We start from the raw sequence: 22,152 nt of genomic DNA on the forward strand, positions 1-22,152 counted from the left end.
CGACCGGGCCGCGCTGTCCAAAACCACCGTCACATGATGGTAATAATCGATAGATACCGTCCTGACCTGCACGTTCCCGCCGCTGCAAGGAAGAATTATGGCTATTTCCCTCGACCGCCGCGCGTTCCTGCGGACAACAGGTCTGGCCGGGCTGGCGTTCGGTCTGGCCGCGTGCGGTGACGGCGGCACGTCTGCCGGCTCCTCGTCCTCCGGCGGCGGCGGGCTCGGCTCGGTGAAACTCCAGCTCTCCTGGAAGAAGAACGTCGAGTTCGCCGGCGAGTACTTCGCCGACACCAAGGGCTACTTCAAGGCCGCCGGGTTCTCCCAGGTCGAGCTGCTGTCGGGGGGCGGCTCCGGCACCTCGGTCGAGTCGGGCCTGGCCACCGGCCGCTGCTGGGCGGGCCTCTCCGCGCCCACGATCACCGCGCCGGCCGTCCTCCAGGGCGCCCCGCTGAAGATCGTCGGTGCGACGTTCCAGAAGAACCCGTTCGCGATCATCTCCCTCAAGAAGAGCCCGATCGAGTCGGCCAAGGACCTGGCCGGAAAGAAGATCGGCGTCCAGGACTCCAACGAGCTGGTGTGGAACGCGCTGCTCAAGGCCAACGACCTCGACCCGTCGAGCGTGACCAGGGTGCCGTTCCAGTCGGACCCGTCGATGCTCACCTCCGGGCAGCTCGACGGCTACGTCGGCTTCGTCACCAGCGGCCCCGTACGGCTGCGGATGCAGGGCCACGACCCGGCCTACCTGCTGTTCGCCGACGCCGGGCTGCCGCTGGTCGCCGAGACGTTCACGGTCACGCAGGAGACCATCGACAAGGAGCGCGACAAGCTCAAGGCGTTCCTGGCCGCCGAGATCAAGGGCTGGAAGGACGCCGTCGCCGACCCGGCCAAGTCCGCCGAGCTGGCCGCCACCGTCTACGGCAAGGACCAGAACCTCGACGTCAAGGAGCAGACCGAGGAGGCCAAGATGCAGAACGAGCTCGTGGTCACCCCTGACGTCAAGGCCAACGGCCTGTTCACGATCACGCCGGAGCTGATCGAGCAGAACATCGCGTCCCTGGCCAAGGCCGGCCTGGCCATCAAGGCCGAGCAGCTCTTCGATCTGACGATCCTGGACGAGGTCTACAAGGCCGACCCGAGCCTGAAGCTGTCATGACGGGCATCGGCATCGCGGGGCTGAGCAAGACCTTCGGCAAAGGAGTGACCGCGCTCCAGGGAGTCGACATCCAGACGCCGAAGGGCTCGTTCCTGTCGCTGCTCGGCCCGTCCGGCTGCGGCAAGTCCACGGTGCTGCGCATCCTGGCCGGGCTGGAGGAGCCCACGTCCGGCGAGATCCGGGTGAACGGCGAGACCCCGGAGGAGCTGCGCAGGAGCCACCACCTCGGCATCGCCTTCCAGGACTCGGCGCTGCTGGCCTGGCGGAGCGTGGCGGCCAACATCCGGCTGCCGCTCGAGGTCGCCGGGATCAAGCCGGAGCCGGGCCGGATCGAGGAGCTGATCAAGCTGGTCGGCCTGGAGGGGTTCGAGAAGGCCAGGCCCGCCGAGCTGTCGGGCGGCATGCGCCAGCGCGTGTCCATCGCCCGCGCGCTGGTGGTCAAGCCCAGCGTGCTGCTGCTCGACGAGCCGTTCGGCGCGCTGGACGACATGACCAGGCAGCGGCTCAACCTGGAGCTGCTGCGCATCTGGACCGAGAAGCCGGCCACGACGCTCATGGTCACCCACGGCATCGGCGAGGCCGTCTTCCTGTCGGACGTGGTGGCCGTCATGAGCCCCCGGCCCGGGCGGGTCGTCGAGATGGTGCAGATCGACCTGCCGCGCCCCCGCACTCCCGACATGATGCGTACGCCCGAGTTCCACGCCCTCCACGACCACCTCAGCGACCTGCTGTTCGGGCACGGCGCATGAGACGCGTCCAGGGGCTGCTCGGCGTCATCGCGCTCATCGGGCTCTGGTGGCTGCTCGCCGTGACCGTGTTCGCCGGCGGCGGCGCGGTGCCGACCCCCGGCGCGGTGCTGTCCGCCATGGGCGCCGACGGCTGGGCCTTCTACGGCCCGAACATCTCCGCAACCCTCACCGCGGCGGTCCAGGGCTTCCTGTGGGGCAACGGGCTGGCCATCGGCGTGGCGCTGCTGGTGCTGCTCGTGCCGCGGCTGGAGGCGGTCGCCACGCAGCTCGCCGTGATCAGCTACTGCATCCCCCTGCTCGCCATCGGCCCCATCGTGCTGGTGGTCTTCGGCGGCGACGCCACCGTGGTCTTCCTCGCCGCCATCTCCGTCTTCTTCACCACGCTCATCGGCGCCCTGCTCGGACTGCGCTCCGCCGACCGGGCCAGCCTCGACGTCGTCACCGTGTACGGCGGCGGCCGCCTGGCCAGGCTCCGCTACGTCCAGATCATCTCCGCCCTGCCGAGCACGTTCGCCGGGCTGAAGATCTCCGCCCCCTCCGCGCTGCTCGGCGCCATCATCGGCGAGTACCTGGGCAGCAACGACGCGGGGCTGGGCGTCTCCCTGATGATCTCCCAGCAGCAGTTCCAGGTGCCGCGCACGTGGGGCCTCGCGCTCGTGGCCGGGCTGGTCGCCGGGCTCGGGTACGCGATCGTCGCCCTCGTCGCGCGCGTGGTCACCCCCTGGTCGAGAGGCGAGTCGCAGTGATCGGCCGTACCGTGCTGAGGATCGTCGGCCCGCTGCTGCCCTCCGTGGTCATCGTCGTGGCCGCGTGGTGGCTGGCCCTGGAGGCGTTCGCGATCAGCCCGCTCGTGGGCAAGCGGCCCCCGCAGGTCTGGGAGTACCTGACCTCCTCGGCCGCCCACCGCGAGGCCGTGTTCGGCGCGCTGGGCATCACGGTCAAGGACGCCGCCATCGGGTTCGCCTGCGGGATGATCGCCGCCATGGCCGTGGCGGTCGCGTTCGTGCTGTTCAGGACCGTCGAGCAGACGTTCATGCCGGTCGCGATGCTGCTGCGGTCCGTGCCGCTCGTGGTGATGACGCCGCTGATCACGCTGATCTTCGGCCGCGACCTGCTGGGCGTGGCCGTCATCGGCGGCATCGTCGTGTTCTTCCCGGCGCTGGTGAACATCGCCTTCGGGCTGCGCTCCGCCTCGCCGCAGGCCACCGACCTGATCATGGCGTACGGCGGGAGCCGCATGACGGTGCTGCGCAAGGTGGCCGTGCCGACGGCGATGCCCGCGGTCTTCGCCTCGGCCCGGATCTCCGTGCCCGCCTCCATCATCGGGGCGCTCATCGCCGAGTGGCTGGCCAGCGGGCGGGGGATCGGCGCCGAGATCCTGCGGGCCATCGGCGGCTTCCGTTATGACGAGGTGTGGGCGGACATCGTGGTGGTCACGGCCGTGTCCATCCTGGCGTACGCGGTCGTGGGCGTGGTCGAGTCCCTCGTCCTGGCCCGCTTCTCCGACCCCCGCGATCACCCCTGACGCGGCGCCGCACCGCCTCAGCGCGTCGGCGTGGGGGTGCGGCCCTCAGCCCAGCGGCGTAGGAAGTGCGGGCCCGGCCGCGGTCCTGTGTGCGGGGGGAGGCGCGGCCGGGCCCACTCGGAAGGGAGCGCGTGGGCGTGCGGTGGGAAACCGGCTCGGGTGTGGCCGGTGGAGGCCCGACGCTCCCGTGGCTCTCAGCGTCGAATCCGAATTCTGGCGCTCCCGAGGCGGCTATGTACGGAAATTTCATACCTAACTTGGAGCTCCAAGTGAGGCGCACGGTAAACCACAGCGGCCCCCTGAACGTCAGAGGGCCGCTGTTCTCAGCGGAGCGCTAGCACTGCGCGGGCTTCAGCCAGGAGCACTCGAGGTCGCCCGCCGCGCCCAGGTCCGTGGCGCGGAGCTGCACGGCGTCGGCGGTCGGATTCGCGCGGGAGAACTGGGCGAGCCTGACGGCGATCTTGTCCTCGATGTCCTTCGGCGAGGACGACAGGTACTGGTTGAGCATGATCGAGAAGATCAGCGGCTCGCCCTCGGCGCTGGTCACGTACCCGGACAGCGAGGTGACCCCGGTCAGCGAGCCCGTCTTGGCGTGGACGTTGTTCGCGGCCGGTGTGTTCCGCATCCGGCTGCGCAGCGTGCCGCCGACGAAGCGCTCGGCGTTGCCCGCGATGGGCAGCGCCTCGTACCAGGTCTTGAACCACGGCTTGCCCCGCACGGCCGTGAGCAGCTGCACGATCGAGCCCGGCGAGAAGCCGTCGCGGCGCGACAGCCCGGAGCCGTCCCGCATGTTGATCACCTGTACGCCGTTGGCCTTGGCGAAGTCGGTGCTGACCTTGAGGCCGGCCGACCACGTGCCCTGGCCCGCGACCTTGCGTCCCATGGCCTTGGTGAGGATCTCGGCGTGGATGTTGTTGCTCAGCTTCAGGAACGGCACCAGCAGCTCGCCCAGCGTCATCGACTCGTGCTCGGCCAGCTCCGCCGCCCCCTGGGGAGCCGCGCCCGTGACGGTCGGCCCGAGCACCTTGACGCCGTGCCTGGACAGCGCGTCGCGGAAGAGCGACGAGACGTACGCCGTGGCGTCGTCCACGGCGACCCACTCCTGGTACGGGTCCTTCACCGTGCCGGTGATCACGACGGTACGGCTGTTGTGCTGCCGCTCGATGAGCACGTCGGTCTCCGAGCCCACGGTGGCCCGGTTGACGATCTTCAGGTAGCCGGTCTCCGGGGTGGTGGACACCTTGACCTTGTCGCCGTCGGCCGCCACGGACACGATCACCGAGCCGGCGTCGTAATCCCTGTCGGGCGAGGCGGTCAGCGCGGAGATGGGCGCCGCGTAGTAGGCGGTCTCGTCGTCCCACGACCAGTCGTTGCCGAGCCGCTGGGGGTCGAACCAGGTGTCGTCCGCCACGAGCCGGCCCGCGACGACCTTGATGCCCGCCGCGGCCACCTTGGCGGCCAGCGCGTCGTAGTCCTCGGCCAGCATGGTCGGGTCGCCGGTGCCGCGCAGCACCAGGTCGCCGGTGAGCGCCGAGCCGACCTTGCGGCCGGTGCTCAGCACGGTGGTGGGGAAGCGGTAGTCGAGCCCGAGCGTCTCCGCGGCCGCGGCGGAGGTGAAGAGCTTGGTGTTGGACGCGGGGGTGAGGAGCTTGCCGGCGTCCGTGGCGTACAGCTCCTCGCCGGTGCTGGCGCTCTTGACGACGACGCCTGCCCTGGCGATCGTGAGCCGGGAGTCGCTGAGGATCTTGTTGATGTCCTGGGTCAGGTCGGCCACGCCCGCGGAGGGGTCCAGGGCGACGGCGGTGGAGGAGGGGCTGGACGCCCACGCGAGGGTCGCGACGAGCGCGCCCGCGACGAGGGAGGCTGAGGTGCGCCGCATGGGGTCTCCAAGTGACTGGGAGGATCGCATGAGAGCATGAATCACCCCAGCGCCCATGTAATCCGCAAATATCCGTATTTGTCGGCTGGCCGGTCTATGAGGGGCCGGCCTGCGAGAGGCCGCGACGTCAGAGGGACGGCTGGCCCGAGGTCAGCAGGAACCCGCAGTCGCCGAACGAGATCTCGTCACCCGACCGCACCCGCGCGGGGCCCACCAGGCGCCACCCGTTGAGCCGGGTGCCGTTGAGCGAGCCCAGGTCCACCAGCATCCACCCGCCGTCGTCCTCGCGCCGCAGCTCGGCATGGACCCGGGACACCGTCAGATCCGCCAGCACGAGGTCGCACGCCGACCCCCGCCCCACCACGTAACGGAGCCGGTCGTCGTCGGGCAGCGCCAGCCGGGGCAGCCGGGGACGCCGCCACGCCGACTGCAGCCGGGTGGTGAACTCGGAGACCGAGGCGACGGCGTCGGTCAGCCGCTGCCGGAATGAGGGCCGCTGCGGCAGGTCCGCGACCAGCTCGTCGAGCTCGTGCCGGCTGCGTGCCCGCAGCGCCTGGTCCACCCGGCCCACGAACGTGTCATGCGAGAGCCGGCCCTCCACGGCCCGGTGCTTGAGCTCCTCGATCGCGCGGTCGCGTTCCCCGTCGGACGCGCGAAAGGGCGGATGCGTGGAACTCATGTAGCGAGTATCGGACTGGATGCCGCTCGCTGTCCAGAATATGCGAGATCAGTTGCCGGGAGCATACTCGGTATGCATACTCAGTATTCATGTCGATCAGACACGGACTGCTCGCGTTGCTGAGCAGCGGACCGCGCTACGGCTATCAGCTGCGGGTGGAGTTCGAGGCGTCCACAGGGGCGACCTGGCCGCTGAACATCGGCCAGGTCTATACGACGCTCTCCCGCCTTGAGCGTGACGGCCTGGTGGCGCCAGGGGGCGCCGACGAGCAGGGCCGCGCGGTCTACACGATCACCGAGGCCGGTCGGGAGGAGTTGGAGCGATGGTTCAGCACCCCCGTCGCCCAGACCGACCGGCCTCGGGACGAACTGGCCATCAAGATCGCGATGGCCGTAGCCGGTGACGTGGACGTCGCCGAGGTCATCCAGACCCAGCGCGCGGCCACCATGCGCGCGCTGCAGGAGCTCACGAGGGCCAAGCGGGCCGCGACCGGCGGTACGGCGCAGCGGCTGGTCCTCGATTCGTTGATTTTCAAGGCCGAGGCGGAGCAGCGCTGGCTGGACCACTGCGAGGCCGTTTCCAAGGAGAAGAAGACGTCATGACTGTGGTGGTGAGTTTGCGGGACGTGACCCGCGAGCACGGCCAGGTGCACGCCCTGAAGGGGGTGAGCCTGGAGGTGTCGGCTGGGGAGCTGGTCGCGGTCATGGGCCCGTCCGGCTCGGGCAAGTCGACCCTGCTCAACGTGGCGGGCGGCCTCGACCGGCCCACCTCGGGCAGTGTGACGATCGAGGGCCAGGACCTCGCCACGGTGAAGGACCTCGCCAAGCTCAGGCGCGGCAGCGTCGGGTACGTCTTCCAGGACCTGAACCTGATCCCGTCCCTGACCGCCGCCGAGAACGTGATGCTGCCCAGAGAGCTCGACGGCGTCCGCTCCGGGCGGGCACGGGAGGAGGCGCTGGCCGTACTCGCCGAAGTGGGGGCCGGCGAGGTCGCCGGCAGGTTCCCCGAGGAGCTGTCCGGCGGGCAGCGCCAGCGCGTGGCCATCGCCAGGGCACTGGCGGGCGAGCGGCGACTGCTGCTGGCCGACGAGCCGACCGGCGCGCTCGACACGGCCACCGGCGACGAGATCCTGCAGTTACTGCGCACCCGCTGCGACGAGGGCGCCGCGGTGCTGCTCGTCACCCACGAGCCGCGCTACGCGGCGTGGGCCGACCGGGTGGTCTACCTGCGTGACGGCCTGATCGCGGAGTCGAACGCCGTGCGGCTGGAGAGCGCCAGATGAGCGCGTTCGGCGCCGCGCTGCGCATCTCCCGCAGGGACGCCCTGCGTTTCAAGGGCCGCACCGCGCTGATCATGGTGATGATCGGGCTGCCCGTCCTGGTCATCACGGCGGTGCTCACCAGCTCCGCCACCACGAGCGTCAGCCCACCGGAGAAGCTCGGCACCCTGCTGGGCGCGGCCGACGCCCGCATCCTGACCTTCCCGTTCCGCACCCCCGTCAGGCAGATGGTCTCCGGCGAGTCCGGCTCGCAGCCCGATGCGAAGCGCTCCGAGCGGCAGTGGACGCCCGCCGAGATCGGCACGCTGCTCCCTGGTCGCCTGCTCCGCTGGCAGCAGAGCACGGTGGAGGCCCGTCTGCCGGGCGGTTACCACCGGATGGACGTGGTGGAGGCCGATCTGCGCGACCCCCTGACCAGCGGGATGCGCCGCCTGGTCGAGGGCAGGTTCGCCGCCGCGCCGGGCGAGGTGGCGGTCTCGCCCGAGATGGCCGACAGAGGCATCCGGATCGGCGACACCGTCAAGGTGTGGCGGCCGGACCGCATTGTGCGGGTGGTCGGCGTCGCCGAGAACCCGAACCGGCCCGGCATTCTCGAGATGCTCGCACTGCCGGACGGGCTGCTCAAGCACCAGAACGACGGCAACAGCAGCGGCTGGCTGATCGACACCGCCGCCCCCGTCCAGTGGACGGACGTGCGGCGGCTCAACCAGGCGGGCCTGGCCGTCAGCTCGCGCGCCGTGATCGAGAGCTCCGACTTCGACGATTCCGGGCCACGGGATCTGCACGGGCTGGTCGAGCTGGGTGTCGCCGTCGTGCTCATCGTGACGGAGACCGTCCTGCTCGCCGGGCCCGCCTTCGCGGTCGGGCTGCGGCGCAGGCGCAGGGAGCTCGCCGTGATCGCCGCACAGGGCGGATCGGGGCGGCAGCTCAAGGCGATCGTGCTGGCCGACGGCCTGGTGCTCGGCGGCCTCGCGGCCCTGGCCGGCGCCGCGCTCGGCATCGGCGCCGGGCTGGTGGCGGAGTCGTACCTGGCCCGCTCGCTGGACTGGTGGCACGGTCCCGCGGATGTGCCGTGGGTCCAGGTGCTCGGCGTGGCCGTGCTGGGCGTGGTCAGTGGGCTGACCGCGGCGATCGTGCCCGCGATCCAGGCGAGCCGGCAGAGTCCCGTTCAGGTGCTGGCGGGGCGCGCCGCGGTGGACACGCACGGCCGCGCGGGCCGGCCGCTCCTCGGGATCGCGCTGGTGGCGCTGGGGGTGGCGGCGAACGTGTGGGCCGTGAGGGGCACGCTGTTGTCCGTCGCGGTGGCCTCGGTACCGGTCGTGCTCGGCTTCGTCGCGCTGATGCCGTGGCTGGTCCAGGTCACGGGACGGCTCGCGGGGCGGCTGCCGCTCCCGTTGCGCCTGTCCGTGCGTGACGCCTCTCGCCACCGGGTCCGTACGGCCTCCGCCGCCGCGGCGGTGATGGCGGCCACCATGGGGGCGGTCGCCCTCGGCATCGGCGCCGACAGCTCCTACGCCGACCGGGAGGCGAATCACGGCACGGTGACCCCCATGGGCACCACGACGTTCGAAGGCATGGGCCTGGATGATCAGGCCTGGGCCAAACTGCGGGCGTTCGTCAAGGGGAAGGTGCCGGCGGGAAGCCTGGTCACCGGGCCGGCCGTGACGGACGCGCGGGGCGAGCCCCTGGCCGTGAACGTCGCCTGGACGAAGTACTGCACGAAGGATGATTGCCGCTCTCCCGACCTCTACTTCGTCCGCATGCCTGTGGGGGACGAGCGGGTGCTCGGCTTCCTCCAGGGACGCCGGGATCCGCAGGCCGCCGCGGCGCTGGCGGCGGGCAAGGCCGTGGCGTTCGACCCGCGCCTGGTGCGTGACGGCTTCGTCGAGTTGGAGGTGAGGCCGTTGGTTGCCGAAGACAACAAGCCGATCAAGTCGTTGCGGGTGCCTGCCGTGGTGTCGAAAGCGGCCGACGCCTCCCAGACCGGCGTGATCATCCCGGCGTCGGCGATGACCGCGGCAGGGTTCAAGGCGGTGGAGCGGGTCCTCTACACGTCCTACGTCCCAGACGACGACCTGGGTCTGAACACCGAGATCACGATCCTGGTCGGCGAGGGCGCCTTCGCCGACGTGAACAAGGGGTATGGCGAGGACCGCTTCATGGTCCTCCTGGTGCTGCTCGGAGCCGCGCTGGTCCTTGTGCTCGGCGGCACGTTCGCGGCCACCGGGCTGGCCGCCGCCGACATGCGCCAGGACCTCGACACCCTGACCGCCGTCGGCGGTCCGCCGCGGGTCCGAAGGCTCGTGGTGGCGGCCCAAGCCGCCTACATCTCCGGACTCGGCGCCCTGGTCGGGCTTGTCGGGGGCACTGTCAGTGGCATCGCGCTGACCTGGCCGCTGACCCGGTCCAGCATGGAGGTGTACGCAGGCCCCCAGGTGATCGCCATCCCCTGGCTCTTCCTGGCCGCGGTCGTGGTGGGGCTGCCTCTGCTGGCTGCGGTCGTGGCCGGGTTGTGCGCGCGGACACGGATGACGCTCGCGCGCAGGGTGGTCTGAGCCCACGGCACGGCGAACGGGGCCCGGACTTCCGGGCCCCGTTCCGCCATTCTCCGCGTCAGTCGGTGACGCTCGCGCACACCACGTGGGCGCCGATCTCGATCATCCGGCGCTCGCTGCGCGCGTCCGCCACCCGGGCCATGAGGATCGGCGCCCCGGAGGCCGCGAACTGCGGCAGGCGGGCGCGGACCAGGCGGTGCAGGTCGCGTACGACGTCCTCGGCCGCCGACATGTGCACCTTCACGTGCAACATGATGCCTGGAGCTCCGGACGCCGTACGCGCCTCGGAGATCCACACATGGTGCACGAGCGGGAAGTCCATGAGCAGCTGTCCGATCGCCTGCCGCAGCGCGGGCAGGATCGGATGGGTGCACCGCCGGTATCCGGGGTCCACCTGCTGCATGGGCCCCGACAGGTGCGGCCGGGGCGCGGGCACCCACGGCAGCGTGGGCGCCTGCGGCGTCGGTGGCGCCACCTGGGCCAGCGCGGCGCCGCGTGACACGGTCGCCATCGCCCCGGTCGCGTACGCCGCCGGCGCCGCCCCTGACAGGACGGGCGTCGGCCCGGTACGCGTCGAGGTGAGGAAGCGCTGGAGGTCGTCGATGGGCACGGCCGCGGCGGCTGGTCCGGCCGCGTCGATGACGATCTCCCGCACGCCGGTGACGCGCTGGATGTCCAGGATGGTGTCGGCGTCGCACGCCGATAGGGAATGGCTGCCGCGGTGCCTGGCGTAGGTGGCAGCACCGGTGTAACCGAGCAGCACCCGGTCACCGGCTTGCGTCGTCCCGAGGACGACTGAGCGATCTGGTCGCACTGCCACCAGGACTCCACCGTCGGCGAGAGCGCTCAGCAGGCGATGCGGGGTGCCATGCTGGGCGAGCACGTCGGCAAGCGCAGGATTCCCGATGCTCATAAGACGAACCCTAGGTACTCGGCCACGGCTTATCAGGCTAATGGCGAATAAATCTCCCGATCAAGACAAAGATGTACGCGGAGTGGATGAGTTTGTGGCCTTACGGGTAGGCGGGGCCCGTCTCACATCGTGGGTGCCTCGTGAACACGTTCACAAGCGGTGGATACACTCTGTAGGACCGCCGGGGGATCCGTGGACGCGTCCCCCGAAGCCCGCCGTGCCGTTAAGGATCCACACCAGTGAACAAGCCCGTCGTTCTGGTCGCAGAAGAGCTGTCCGAGGCAGGCCTCGCCGTACTCGGTGCTGATTTCGAGGTCCGCCACACCGACGGCGCCGACCGTTCCCAGCTGCTGCCCGCCCTCGCCGACGTGGACGCCCTGATCGTCCGCTCCGCCACGCAGGTCGACGCCGAGGCCATCGCCGCCGCGCCCAAGCTGCGCGTGGTCGCCCGCGCCGGGGTCGGTCTCGACAACGTCGACGTCGAAGCCGCCACCAAGGCCGGTGTCATGGTCGTCAACGCGCCGACCTCCAACATCACCAGCGCCGCCGAGCAGACCGTGGCCCTCATCCTGGCCAGCGCGCGCAACACGGCCCAGGCCCACGCCGCGCTGAAGAACGGGGAGTGGAAGCGCTCCAAGTACACCGGTGTCGAGCTCGACGAGAAGGTCATCGGCATCCTGGGCCTGGGCAAGATCGGCCAGCTGGTGGCGCAGCGGCTCCAGCCGTTCGGCGTCGAGCTGATCGCTTACGACCCCTACCTGCCGCCCGCCCGCGCCGCGCAGATGGGCGTCAAGCTCCTCAGCCTGGAAGAGGTGCTCAAGCAGGCCGACTTCATCACCGTCCACCTCCCCAAGTCCAAGGAGACCCTCGGTCTCATCGGTGACAGGGAGCTGCACCAGGTCAAGCCGTCCGTGCGCATCATCAACGTCGCCCGCGGCGGCATCGTGGACGAGAGCGCGCTCTACTCCGCGATCAAGGAGGGCCGCGTCGCCGGCGCCGGTCTCGACGTGTTCGCCAAGGAGCCGTGCACCGACAGCCCGCTGTTCGAGCTCGACCAGGTCGTCGTCACGCCGCACCTCGGCGCCTCCACGCACGAGGCCCAGGAGAAGGCCGGCACCCAGGTCGCGCGGAGCGTGAAGCTGGCGCTCGCGGGCGAGTTCGTGCCGGACGCGGTCAACGTCCAGGGCGGCGTGGTGGCCGAGGACGTCAAGCCGGGCCTGCCGCTGGCCGAGAAGCTCGGCCGCGTGTTCACCGCGCTGGCCGGCGAGGTCGCCACCAAGCTCGACGTCGAGGTGCGCGGCGAGATCGCCTCCGAGGACGTGCGGGTGATCGAGCTGGCCGCGCTCAAGGGCGTGTTCACCGACGTGATCGAGGAGCAGGTCACGTACGTCAACGCGCCGCTGCTGGCCAAGGACCGCGGCCTCACCGTGGAGCTGGTGACCAGCTCGGAGAGCCCCGACTGGCGCAACGTGGTCACCGTGCGCGGCCTGCTGGCCGACGGCCGTCAGGTCTCGGTCTCCGGCACGCTCTCCGGCCCGCGCCAGATCACGAAGATCGTCGAGGTCAACGGCTACGAGATGGAGATCGAGCCGACGGCCCACCTGGCGTTCTTCACCTACACCGACCGTCCCGGCATCGTCGGCGTGGTCGGCCGCCTGCTCGGCGAGCACGGCGTCAACATCGCCTCGATGCAGGTGGCCCGCTCCACCAAGGGCGGCAAGGCGCTCATCGCGCTGACCGTCGACTCCGCGATCCCGGCCGACGTGATCGACCAGATCGTCAGCGAGATCGGCGCTGACAGCGGCCGCTCGGTGGACCTGGAGGACTGACCGCGCCTTCCTCTCTTGGGGGCCGCCACCGGATCGTTCCGGGGGCGGCCCCCTTTGCGTCTCAGCATGCGAGATACTAGGACATCCAACGAGATTGCTGAGGTACTGTTTCAGGTAATGCGCCAGGTGCTCGTACTTATTACCTGCCGCGGCGGGGCCTGTTAGGGCAGGTCGACGACTCGCCGCGGTGAGTGGCGTTGTGTCGGCCAGTAAGTCCCATCCGTCCGGTACGTGAGACGGGGGTTCGACGTCCCCCTCTGGAACGCTCGCGAAATGAGATGAGTCACATGTACGACATGTATGCCTGGAACCGTTCGGAAGAGCATGAGGACGAGGCCGCGGAGGCCGTGCAGATCGCCCTGGACCGCCGGGACAACGGCGGGGCGCCTCAGAACTCGAGCCGGTAGAACATCGCCGACCGCTTCACCCCCGGCAGCGCCCCGGCGATCCAGGCCGAGATCCGATGCGGCGCCGACAGGCGGTCGAACCCGCCCATGTCGAACGCGCTCACCGCGCTGACGCAGCGCAGCCTCGGATGGATCGCCACCAGCTCGCGCGGGCCGTCGATGCCCCAGCGGAGCGTGGCCCCGGCCTTCCGCACGGGCCTGTTGAGCTTCTGCAGGCGGACCCCGAGCCAGTTCACGGCGTCGAAGACGAACTGCCCGCCGGGGAAGCGGTCCACGATCGCCCGCAGCAGTGCCCGGCCGTCGTCCGGGAGGAGATAGTAGAGCAGGCCCTCGGCGACGACCAGCGCGGGGACGTCGTCCGGGACCTGCTCCAGCCACGTCAGGTCGGTGACCGACGAGGCGATCACGCGGTGGCCCGGCCGCTCGGGGAAGAGCCGGCCGCGCAGCTCGATGACGTCGGGATAGTCGACGTCGTACCAGCGGACGGTGGGCGGCGGCGCCAGCCGGTGGAAGCGGGTGTCGAGGCCGCAGCCCAGGTGGAGCACGGTGGCATCCGGGTGGGTGGCGAGGTACTCGGCGGCCCACCGGTCGATGAAGCGCGCCCTGAGCGCGACGGCCGCGCCCAGGGCCCGGGTCATGCCGGTCCTGCGGAAATCGAAGTCGATCTGCTTGACCGCCTCGACGGCCAGGTCGTCGCCGAGTATCGGGCGTCTGGATCTCGCGTCGAGCGCCCGGCCGTACAGAGTGGCGAGGAGGGTGGCCTTCTCCTCGCTCAGCTGCACCTTCTCCGGCGCCATACCTCTACGCTAACGCCGCGCGGGCCAGTGCAAGCGCGCCCAGCAAGGGGGCGTCGCCCGCGAACCTGGCCGGGCGCGGCTCCGGCGGGAACGGCACCGCACGGGCGAGCTCGGCCGCCAGCCTCGGCATGATCAGGTCCGCGGCGCCCATCATGCCGCCGCCCACGACCAGGCACTCGGGGTCGAGCACCACGCACAGGTTGGCCACGCTCATGGCGAGGGTCCGCAGCGCCTCCTCCACCAGCTCCCGCGCGCCCGCCTCGGCCAGGAGCTCCGCCGCCGTGGTTGGGCGGCCCAGCAGGGCGGAGCCGCGGGCGGCCAGCGCGCCGCCGGAGACGCGCTCCTCCAGGGGCGCCCGGCCGTCGGCGAAGGCGGGCTCCCCGGGCGAGACCTGCAGGTAGCCGATCTCGCCTGCCGCGCCGTGGGCGCCCGGCACCACCCGCCCGTCCACCACCAGGGCCGCCGCCAGGCCGGTGCCGAGGTTCACATAGACGCCTGTGGAGACCCCGCGAAGGGCGCCCCAGCGCAGCTCGGCCGCGGCCGCCGCGTTCACGTCGTTGTCGATGGCCACCGGGATGTCGCCGTACTCCTCCCTAAGCAGCCTCGGCAGTTCGAGTCCCTCCCAGCCGGGGACGTTCGGGGCGAGCCGTACGACGCCATCGCGGATCACCCCGCACGTCGAGAAGCCCACCGCGGCCGGCGAATCCTCAAGGGCACGGGCCGCCGCGAGCGCCCGCGCGAGCGTGCCGGGCCCGGTGTCCAGGCGGACGCGGGCCGAGAGCTCCGGGCCGTCGGAGCCGGACACCCCGATGGCGACCTTCGTCCCGCCCACGTCGATGCCCAGGACCCGGCTCACCGGGCGACGCCCCTGCGCGCGAGCGAGTCGATCGCCACGGCCAGCGCCAGCACCCCGGCCGTCACCATGAAGCGCACTGAGGAGTCCACGCTGAGCAGGTACATGCCGTTGGTGATGGCCTGGATGACCAGGACGCCGAGCAGCGCGTCATACGCCCGGCCGCGCCCGCCGAACAGTGAGGTGCCGCCGATGACCGCGGTGGCGATCGCCATGAGGAGGATGTCGCTGCCTCCCGAGCCCTGGTTGACAGCGGACAGGCGGCTGGCGGCGAGGATGCCGCCGGCCGCCGCCAGCGTCGAGGCCAGCATGAAGGCCAGGATCCTGATCCTCGTGACGTTGATGCCGGCGCGCCTGGCGGCCTCGGCGTTGCCGCCGACCGCGTACACGTGCCGTCCGAACGCGGTGTGCCTGAGCATGAGATCCAGCAGCACCACCAGCGTGCCGAAGATGATCAGCAGGAGCGGCACGCCGCGGTCCGCCGACATGACCAGCACCGCCGCGGCGAGCAGCACCGCCAGCCCGCCCGCCTTCGCGAGCAGCCACCACAGCGGCGTTACCGGCAGACCTGCCGCCAGCCGCAGCCTCCTGGCGACGAGCGAGGCGCCCGCCGACACGGCCACCAGTCCCGCCGCGACCGCCCACGCCGGCCAGCCGGGCAGCCACGTGTCGCTCAGCTTGGAGATGAAGCCGGTGAACGGCAGGTTGATCGTCCCGCCCTGCCGCAGCAGGTAGAGCAGGAGACCGAGCCAGCCCATCAGCCCGGCCAGCGTCACCACGAACGAGGGCATGCGCAGCTTGGTCAGCATCACCCCGTGCAGGAGCCCGATCGCCGCCCCGACGGCGAGTGCGAGCACGATGGCGAGCAGCGGGTTCCAGCCCTGCTTGACGTGGACGATCGTCATGATCGTGGCGCACAGGCCGCTGACCGAGCCCGCCGACAGGTCGATCTCGCCGAGCAGCAGCACCATGATGATGCCGAGCGCGATCGTGCCGGTGGCGGCCATCTGGAGGACGAGGTTGGTGAGGTTCTCGGGGGAGAGGAAGCGGTCGTTGAGCGTGCTGAACACGATCGCGATCGCCACCAGCCCGGCGACCACCGGCCACGCGCCGACGTCCCCCTGGCGGAGCCGCTCGACCGCGACCTTCGGCGTGTACGGCCTGCGTACCAGCGTGTCGGTCATTCTCCCGCCCCCGTGATCGCGGCCACGATCTCCTCCTGGGAGGCGGTGGCCGTACGGAACTCACCGGCGTTGCGGCCGAGCCGCAGCACCACCACGCGGTCGCTCACCGCGCGCACGTCGGCCAGGTTGTGCGAGATGACCAGCACCGCGAGCCCGCGCTCGCGCAGCCGCCCGATCAGCGCCAGCACCTGCGCCGTCTGCTCCACGCCCAGCGCGGCCGTGGGCTCGTCGAGTATGACCAGCCGGGGCTCGCCGATCAGCGCCCTGGCGATGGCCACCGACTGGCGCTGACCGCCTGACAGCATCGCGACCGGCACCCTGATGTCCCTGATGCGCACGTCGAGCTGGGCGAGGAGCTCGCGGGTCGCGCGTTCCATGGCGAGGTGACGCAGCAGCGACCAGCGGCGGCGCTCGGTGCCCAGGAACAGGTTGGCCACCACGTCGAGGTTCTCGCAGAGCGCGAGGTCCTGGTAGACGGTCGAGACACCGAGTGCCTGCGCGTCGTGCGGGTTGGCGATCCTGACCGGCGAGCCGTCCACGGTGATCGTGCCCTCGTCCGGGGTCACGACCCCCGAGATGGTCTTGACCAGGGTGGACTTGCCGGCGCCGTTGTCGCCCATGAGGGCCACGACCTCGCCGGGGCTCAGGTCCAGGCGGGCCCCGTCGAGCGCCTGGACCGCCCCGTACCTCTTGGAGATGCCTGTCGCCGAGAGCATCTACTGGATGCCCTGCTTCGCGCAGGCGGCCTTGACCTCGGCCGTGCAGATCTGGGCGGGGGTGTAGAAACCGTCCTTCACGATCGTGTCCTTGATCTTGTCGGCGGTGATGGGGATGGGGTCGAGGAGGAAGGCGGGGATGTCGGCGGCGCCGTTGTTGACCTTGGCGGGGGCGGGAGGCTGCTCGCCCTTGGCGAGGGCGACGGCCAGCTCGGCGGACTTCTCCGCCTCGGCCCTGATGTCGAGATATATGGTCATGTACTGCTCGCCTGTGAGGATGCGCTGCACGGCGGCCAGCTCGGCGTCCTGGCCGGTGATCGGCGGGAGCTGCTTGTAGCCCGCGCGCTTCATGGCCGCGATCGCGCCGCCCGCCATGCCGTCGTTCGCGGAGAGCACGCCCGTGATGTTCTCCTTGCCGAGCGCGGTGATCGCCTGCTCCATCTGCTGCTGCGCCTTGTCGGGGCTCCAGTCCGGCGTGTCGAACTCCCTGCCGACCTTCACCTTCCCGTCCAGCACGCTCTTGGCGCCCTTCTTGTAATCGGCCGAGCTGGGGTCGGTCGGCGAGCCGTGGATCATCACGATCTCGCCCTTCGCCGTCGTCCCCCTGGCGTTCATGGCGTCGAGCAGCGCCTGGCCCTGCATCTCGCCGACCCGTACGTTGTTGAACGAGACGTAGTACGCGTAGTCGATGCCCGAGATGAGCCGGTCGTAGGCGATGACCGGGACCTTCTTCTGCTTGGCCTGGTTCACCAGCGGGGCCACCGCGTTGGCGTCCACGGCGTCGAGGACCAGCACGTCGGCCTGCTGGGTGAGCGCGGCCTCGACCTGCTGCTGCTGCTTGGGCGCGTCCTGCTCGGCGTTGCTGTAGAGGATCTTGCAGTCGGGGCAGAGCGACTTGACCTTCGCCTCGAAGAGGGGGCGGTCGAACGCCTCGTACCGGGTGGTCTTGGACTCGGGCAGGAACAGCGCGATCGTCCTGCCGCCCTGGCTCTGCGTGGTCGTGGTCGTGGTGCCTGTGGTGTTCCCGCAGGCGGCGGCCAGTAAGACCGCCGCGACAGGGATTGATCGCCATGCTCGGTGCATCGCACTTCGTCCTTCCGAATGTGCCGCCCCTGTGCTTGGTAAGAAAGGTAATTTACTATCAGCCTCGTTGGCTAGATTTCTTTCGAGGAGGTTGGACGATGCGGGGTGACCTGGGCAATCCGCGCCTGCTTCGGGTGCTGAACGAGCGCCGCCTGCTCGACCACCTCCAGGAGCACGGCCCCGCCTCCCGTACCGACCTCGCGAAGATCACCGGCCTGTCGAAGCCCACGGTCTCCGCGGCCCTGGCCGGGCTGGAGGAGGACGGGCTCGTCCATCTCGTCGGGGAGCTCTCCGGCCGTCCCGGGCCCGTCACGTCCCTGTACGACGTGAACGCCGCTGCCACCCACGTCGCCGGCATCGACATCGGCCGCGACTGGATCAGGGTCGCCGTCGCCGACCTTCGCGGCACGTTCGCCGGCCGGACCGACGGACGCAACACCGCCCGTACCTCCGCCGAGCTGGCCCTCCTGGTCGGGGAGCTGTGCCGGGCCGCCGCTCGGGAGGCCGAGCTCGACTGGCCGTCCATCGCGTGCGCCGTCGTCGGGTCGCCCGGCGTGTACGACCCCGCTCTCGGCCGCCTGGAGTTCGCCCCCAACCTGCCCGGCCCCGACCTGGCCGAACGCCTGCGCGCCGCGCTGGAGGTGGACCTCGTCATCGAGAACGACATCAACCTGGCCGCCGTCGGCGAGCACGTGCACGGGGAGGGGCGCGGGAAGGGCAACTTCGCGCTCGTGTCCATCGGGACCGGCGTCGGCATGGGCATCGTGATCAACGGCGAGCTGTACGTCGGCGCCCGCGGGGCGGCCGGCGAGGTCTCCTACGTGCCCGCCGCCGAGGAGCCCGCGCCTCCGCCCGACGACGCCCTGGCCCACGGCGCCACGGAGGCGGTGACCGCGGCCCCCGGCGTCGTCCGCGCGGCCCGCGCCGCCGGCCTGACCCTGGACACGGCCAAGGAGGTCTTCGCCGCGGCGGCCTCCGGCGACGCCGTGGCCCGCTCGGTGGTGGAGGCCGAGGGCCGCCGCATCGGGGGGCTGCTGGTGGCGGTCGCGGCGGTGCTGGACCCCGAGGTGATCGTGCTCAGCGGCGGCGTGGGCCGCAACCTCGACCTGCTGGGCGCGGCCATCGAGGCCCGGATCGCCGAGCTGGGCCCGCTGCGGCCGATGGTGGTGGCCAGCACGCTGGGCGACAGCGGCGTCCTGCTGGGGGCGGTCGCCCACGCCAGGACCCGCGCCTGGGACCTCATCTTCGACGCTCGCCTTCCCTGAGCACGGCTCGGGGAAGGCGGGCGGACCTTGCCGTGCGTTTTCTACAGGGTCGCCTTGAACGTGGCGGGCGCCGGTGCGCGGCGCTGCTCCTTGAGCCTGGCCCAGAGGCGTACGCCCTTGGGGTCGGGGCGGACGGCGCCCACGAAGGAGTCCCTGCGCCAGTCGGTCAGGCGCTCTTCCTTGACCACGTCACCCGTGTGCGGCGAGTGGACCATGTAGCCGGGCCGGGAGATCATCCCGACGTGCCCGAGGCCGTGGAAGAAGACGAGGTCGCCGGGTTTGAGGTCCTTCCAGGCGATCTTCTTGGAGAACGCGCCGTACTGTTCGGCGGCGGTGCGGGGGAGCTCGATCCCCCCATGCTCGTACGCCCTGAGCATGAGCCCGGAGCAGTCGTACCCTCTCGGGCTGGCGCCGCCCCACACGTACGGTGTGCCGCGCTTGCTCATGGCGAAGTCGAGGGCGATCTTCCAGGCGGGTTTCGGCGCCTGCTGTTCCCGGATGCGTTTGATCTCGGCACCGGTCAGTGTGGTGGGGTCGGTCAGGGTGGTGGGGTCTTCCTTGGGGGAAGCCTGGGCAGGGGTGGCCAGGAGGAGTCCGGCGGCGCCCACCGCCAGGGCAATGGCAATGCGAGACAGGGGTCTGTCCTTCCATGCGGCCGGCCGGGTTAGCTGACGGGCTCGGGCCTGGAAGTAGCCCTACGGCGGTGCATGCCGATTCGCCCCAGGGGGGAGGTGGGTCCCCGGCTCCACGCAACCGCTGCGTGGATTAGGCCCGACGGACTCTAACGAAACGGTCAAAGAACCGCAATACGCACAAAACGGACGTCCGAGAAATGAGATGGAGTGTTCGTCAGTCGAGACGACGCGGTAAGGTACGGCCCATGGAGTCGCGTAACATCCGTCTGGCAGTCATCCCCGGTGACGGCATCGGCACCGAGGTCGTGGCCGAGGGCCTCAAGGTCCTGGAGGCCGTGGGCACGAAGATCGAGCCCACGCACTACGACCTCGGAGCAGCCCGCTACCACCGCACCGGCGAGACCCTGCCCGACGCGGTGCTGGAGGAGCTGCGCGGCTACGACGCGATCCTGCTCGGCGCCGTGGGCGACCCCAGCGTCCCGCCGGGCATCCTCGAGCGCGACCTGCTGCTCAAGCTGCGCTTCGCGTTCGACCACTACGTCAACCTGCGCCCGGTCAAGCTCTTCCCCGGCGTGGAGACCCCGCTGGCCGACACGCCCGCCGAGGACATCGACATGATCGTCGTCCGTGAGGGCACCGAGGGCCTCTACGCGGGCACCGGCGGCGCCATGCGGCGCGGCACGCCGCATGAGATCGCCACGCAGGAGTCGCTCAACACCGCCTACGGCGTCGAGCGCGTCGTGCGGTATGCGTTCGAGAAGGCCAAGTCGCGCCCCCGCAAGAAGCTGACGCTCGTCCACAAGACCAACGTGCTCACCTACGCCGGCGACCTGTGGCAGCGCACGGTCAACCGCGTGGCGGAGGAGTTCCCCGAGGTCACGACCGACTACTGCCACATCGACGCGGCCTCGATGTTCTTCGTGAGCCAGCCCGAGCGGTTCGACGTGATCGTCACCGACAACCTGTTCGGTGACATCATCACCGACCTCGGCGCGGCCATCGCCGGCGGCATCGGCCTGGCCGCCAGCGGCAACATCAACCCCGAGCGGACCGCGCCCAGCATGTTCGAGCCGGTGCACGGCAGCGCGCCCGACATCGCCGGCCAGGGCAAGGCCGACCCGACCGCGACCATCCTGTCCGTCGCCATGCTCCTCGACCACCTCGGCCTGCACGCCGAGGCGGCCAAGGTCGAGCAGGCGGTGGCCGAGGACATCCTCGAGCGGCTGACCGGCTGGGCCGGCCGCACCACGCACGAGATCGGTGACGACATCACCGCGCGAGTATCCGGCTAGGACCGCCTAGCCCCACGAGCGCCTGGTGGTCCGCAGAGGACCGCCGGGCGCTTTTTGGCGTCCAAACGGCCTAACCACCCCATTGGCCGCTTGCCATCCCATATAGCGAGACAATAAGAAGTACGGGGCTGCCCGCGGGCAGCGCCGACCACCGTCGCCTATCCGCAGCTTCCTGTAGGTTTGGGCAGATTTCGCAGAGAGAAGGACCTCCGTCATGACCATCGCTCAGAAGCTCAGCTTCGATGTGCAGCTATCCGACCACGCTCGCACCGCTGCCGAGCGAGAGCAGGTACTGGCGAACCCCGGTTTCGGGCAGATCTTCACCGATCACATGATCTCGATCGACTACACCGAGGGGCAGGGCTGGCACGACGCCAGGCTCATGCCGTACGGCCCGCTCTCGCTCGACCCGGCCACCTCGGTCTTCCACTACGCGCAGGAGCTGTTCGAGGGGCTCAAGGCGTATCGCCAGACCAACGGCTCGATCGTGACGTTCCGCCCGTACGCCAACGCCGCCCGCTTCAACCAGTCGGCCCTCCGGATGGCCATGCCGGAGCTGCCCGAGGAGACGTTCGTCGAGTCGCTCGAGCTCCTCGTCGAGACCGACAAGGAGTGGGTGCCGACGACCGAGGGTCACAGCCTCTACCTGCGCCCCTTCATGATCGCCACCCAGGCGGGGCTGGGCGTCAACTACCCGTCGAAGATGTACAAGTACATGGTGATCGCCTCCCCGGCGGCCTCGTACTTCACGGGCGGCATCAAGCCCGTCTCGGTGTGGCTGTCCACCGAGTACACGCGTGCCGCCCCCGGCGGCACGGGCTTCGCCAAGTGCGGCGGGAACTACGCGGCGGCGTTCGTGGCGCAGCGGCAGGCGGTGGAGAACGGCTGCGACCAGGTGGTGTGGCTGGACGCCCACGAGCACAAGTACGTCGAGGAGATGGGCGGGATGAACCTCTTCTTCGTCTTCGGCGACAAGCTCGTCACCCCCGCGCTGACCGGCACCCTGCTGCCCGGCATCACCAGGGACTCGATCCTGGAGCTCGCCGGCGACCTGGGCCTGGAGACCGAGGAGCGCCTGATCTCGGTCGAGGAGTGGCAGGCCGGGTGCGCGTCCGGGGAGCTCACCGAGGTGTTCGCGTGCGGGACGGCGGCCGTGGTGACGCCGGTGGGCTCGGTGAGGGGCGCGGACCGCTCCTGGACGGTCGGGGACGGCACGCCCGGTCCCGTGACGATGCGCGTGCGTGAGGACCTCGTGGGCATCCAGTACGGCGCCCGCCCCGACCCCCACAACTGGATCCACAAGATCGCCTAGCGTGAGGTGGCCGGGTCCCTGCGGGGCCCGGCCAGCACGTTCCC

Annotated in this window: 20 protein-coding genes and 1 riboswitch; of the genes, 11 read left to right on the forward strand and 9 right to left on the reverse strand. The window is 70.5% G+C overall.

Annotated features, from left to right (window positions below; all coding sequences use genetic code 11):
* Positions 1–97: 97 nt before the first annotated feature.
* The 4 genes from AB0H84_RS13105 to AB0H84_RS13120 are packed head-to-tail and all read left to right on the forward strand — an operon-like array spanning position 98 to position 3,430.
* Complete coding sequence (locus tag AB0H84_RS13105; protein WP_357602628.1) at positions 98–1,156, forward strand: ABC transporter substrate-binding protein; 1,059 nt, start codon at positions 98–100, stop codon at positions 1,154–1,156.
* On the forward strand, positions 1,153–1,905 hold the full coding sequence (locus AB0H84_RS13110) for an ABC transporter ATP-binding protein (RefSeq protein ID WP_357602630.1): 753 nt from the start codon (positions 1,153–1,155) through the stop codon (positions 1,903–1,905). The genes AB0H84_RS13105 and AB0H84_RS13110 overlap by 4 nt, the downstream gene beginning before the upstream one ends.
* Positions 1,902–2,651 (forward strand): ABC transporter permease subunit, encoded by a 750-nt coding sequence (locus AB0H84_RS13115; protein WP_357602633.1) that lies wholly within the window; start codon positions 1,902–1,904, stop codon positions 2,649–2,651. The genes AB0H84_RS13110 and AB0H84_RS13115 overlap by 4 nt, the downstream gene beginning before the upstream one ends.
* Positions 2,648–3,430, forward strand: coding sequence for an ABC transporter permease subunit (locus tag AB0H84_RS13120; protein ID WP_357602636.1), 783 nt, complete (start codon positions 2,648–2,650; stop codon positions 3,428–3,430). The genes AB0H84_RS13115 and AB0H84_RS13120 overlap by 4 nt, the downstream gene beginning before the upstream one ends.
* Positions 3,431–3,764: 334 nt before the next feature.
* On the opposite strand, the gene dacB is transcribed toward AB0H84_RS13120, so the two are convergent.
* Both dacB and AB0H84_RS13130 read right to left on the reverse strand, forming a co-directional pair.
* On the reverse strand, positions 3,765–5,309 hold the full coding sequence (dacB, locus tag AB0H84_RS13125) for a D-alanyl-D-alanine carboxypeptidase/D-alanyl-D-alanine-endopeptidase (RefSeq protein ID WP_357602639.1): 1,545 nt from the start codon (positions 5,307–5,309) through the stop codon (positions 3,765–3,767).
* Positions 5,310–5,436: 127 nt separating this feature from the next.
* Complete coding sequence (locus AB0H84_RS13130; protein WP_357602642.1) at positions 5,437–5,988, reverse strand: DUF1707 and FHA domain-containing protein; 552 nt, start codon at positions 5,986–5,988, stop codon at positions 5,437–5,439.
* 89 nt (positions 5,989–6,077) lie between these two features.
* On the opposite strand from AB0H84_RS13130, the gene AB0H84_RS13135 reads away from it, so the two are divergent.
* The 3 genes from AB0H84_RS13135 to AB0H84_RS13145 are packed head-to-tail and all read left to right on the forward strand — an operon-like array spanning position 6,078 to position 9,822.
* Positions 6,078–6,590, forward strand: a complete 513-nt coding sequence (locus tag AB0H84_RS13135) for a PadR family transcriptional regulator (RefSeq protein ID WP_357602645.1) — start codon at positions 6,078–6,080, stop codon at positions 6,588–6,590.
* Positions 6,587–7,270, forward strand: coding sequence for an ABC transporter ATP-binding protein (locus AB0H84_RS13140; RefSeq protein ID WP_357602648.1), 684 nt, complete (start codon positions 6,587–6,589; stop codon positions 7,268–7,270). The genes AB0H84_RS13135 and AB0H84_RS13140 overlap by 4 nt, the downstream gene beginning before the upstream one ends.
* The gene (locus AB0H84_RS13145; protein WP_357602651.1) at positions 7,267–9,822 is read left to right on the forward strand and encodes an FtsX-like permease family protein; all 2,556 of its coding nucleotides are present in this window, start codon (positions 7,267–7,269) and stop codon (positions 9,820–9,822) included. Before AB0H84_RS13140 ends, AB0H84_RS13145 begins: the two co-directional genes overlap by 4 nt.
* Before the next feature lie 58 nt (positions 9,823–9,880).
* On the opposite strand, the gene AB0H84_RS13150 is transcribed toward AB0H84_RS13145, so the two are convergent.
* Positions 9,881–10,735, reverse strand: coding sequence for a hypothetical protein (locus AB0H84_RS13150; protein ID WP_357602654.1), 855 nt, complete (start codon positions 10,733–10,735; stop codon positions 9,881–9,883).
* A gap of 239 nt (positions 10,736–10,974) precedes the next feature.
* On the opposite strand from AB0H84_RS13150, the gene serA reads away from it, so the two are divergent.
* Positions 10,975–12,564 carry a phosphoglycerate dehydrogenase gene (gene serA, locus AB0H84_RS13155; protein WP_357602657.1) on the forward strand — a complete coding sequence of 530 codons (1,590 nt, stop codon included), beginning with the start codon at positions 10,975–10,977 and terminating at the stop codon, positions 12,562–12,564.
* A 388-nt stretch (positions 12,565–12,952) separates the two neighbouring features.
* Here serA and AB0H84_RS13160 read toward each other — a convergent pair whose 3' ends face one another.
* The 5 genes from AB0H84_RS13160 to AB0H84_RS13180 are packed head-to-tail and all read right to left on the reverse strand — an operon-like array spanning position 12,953 to position 17,604.
* The gene (locus AB0H84_RS13160; RefSeq protein WP_357602660.1) at positions 12,953–13,768 is read right to left on the reverse strand and encodes a class I SAM-dependent methyltransferase; all 816 of its coding nucleotides are present in this window, start codon (positions 13,766–13,768) and stop codon (positions 12,953–12,955) included.
* 4 nt (positions 13,769–13,772) lie between these two features.
* Positions 13,773–14,624 (reverse strand): ROK family protein, encoded by an 852-nt coding sequence (locus AB0H84_RS13165; protein ID WP_357602663.1) that lies wholly within the window; start codon positions 14,622–14,624, stop codon positions 13,773–13,775.
* Positions 14,621–15,805: a sugar ABC transporter permease gene (locus AB0H84_RS13170; protein WP_357602666.1), complete on the reverse strand. Its 1,185-nt coding sequence runs from the start codon at positions 15,803–15,805 to the stop codon at positions 14,621–14,623. Before AB0H84_RS13170 ends, AB0H84_RS13165 begins: the two co-directional genes overlap by 4 nt.
* Positions 15,802–16,521: an ATP-binding cassette domain-containing protein gene (locus AB0H84_RS13175; RefSeq protein WP_357602670.1), complete on the reverse strand. Its 720-nt coding sequence runs from the start codon at positions 16,519–16,521 to the stop codon at positions 15,802–15,804. Before AB0H84_RS13175 ends, AB0H84_RS13170 begins: the two co-directional genes overlap by 4 nt.
* Positions 16,522–17,604: a sugar ABC transporter substrate-binding protein gene (locus tag AB0H84_RS13180; RefSeq protein ID WP_357602673.1), complete on the reverse strand. Its 1,083-nt coding sequence runs from the start codon at positions 17,602–17,604 to the stop codon at positions 16,522–16,524. It abuts the gene before it with no gap.
* A gap of 98 nt (positions 17,605–17,702) precedes the next feature.
* Between AB0H84_RS13180 and AB0H84_RS13185 the strand changes: the two genes are divergently transcribed.
* Complete coding sequence (locus tag AB0H84_RS13185) at positions 17,703–18,869, forward strand: ROK family transcriptional regulator (protein WP_357602676.1); 1,167 nt, start codon at positions 17,703–17,705, stop codon at positions 18,867–18,869.
* Positions 18,870–18,910: 41 nt separating this feature from the next.
* Here AB0H84_RS13185 and AB0H84_RS13190 read toward each other — a convergent pair whose 3' ends face one another.
* On the reverse strand, positions 18,911–19,477 hold the full coding sequence (locus tag AB0H84_RS13190) for a C40 family peptidase (protein WP_357602679.1): 567 nt from the start codon (positions 19,475–19,477) through the stop codon (positions 18,911–18,913).
* Positions 19,478–19,507: 30 nt separating this feature from the next.
* Positions 19,508–19,651, reverse strand: a riboswitch (cyclic di-AMP (ydaO/yuaA leader).
* Positions 19,652–19,749: 98 nt separating this feature from the next.
* On the opposite strand from AB0H84_RS13190, the gene AB0H84_RS13195 reads away from it, so the two are divergent.
* Together AB0H84_RS13195 and AB0H84_RS13200 are read left to right on the forward strand one after the other, a co-directional pair.
* A complete protein-coding gene (locus AB0H84_RS13195; RefSeq protein WP_357602682.1) occupies positions 19,750–20,796 on the forward strand; it encodes a 3-isopropylmalate dehydrogenase in 1,047 nt (348 codons plus the stop codon).
* 214 nt (positions 20,797–21,010) lie between these two features.
* The gene (locus AB0H84_RS13200; RefSeq protein WP_357602685.1) at positions 21,011–22,108 is read left to right on the forward strand and encodes a branched-chain amino acid aminotransferase; all 1,098 of its coding nucleotides are present in this window, start codon (positions 21,011–21,013) and stop codon (positions 22,106–22,108) included.
* Positions 22,109–22,152: the final 44 nt, after the last annotated feature.

The sequence above is a fragment of the Nonomuraea sp. NPDC050786 genome (assembly GCF_040654115.1).
Classification (GTDB): Bacteria; Actinomycetota; Actinomycetes; order Streptosporangiales; family Streptosporangiaceae; genus Nonomuraea.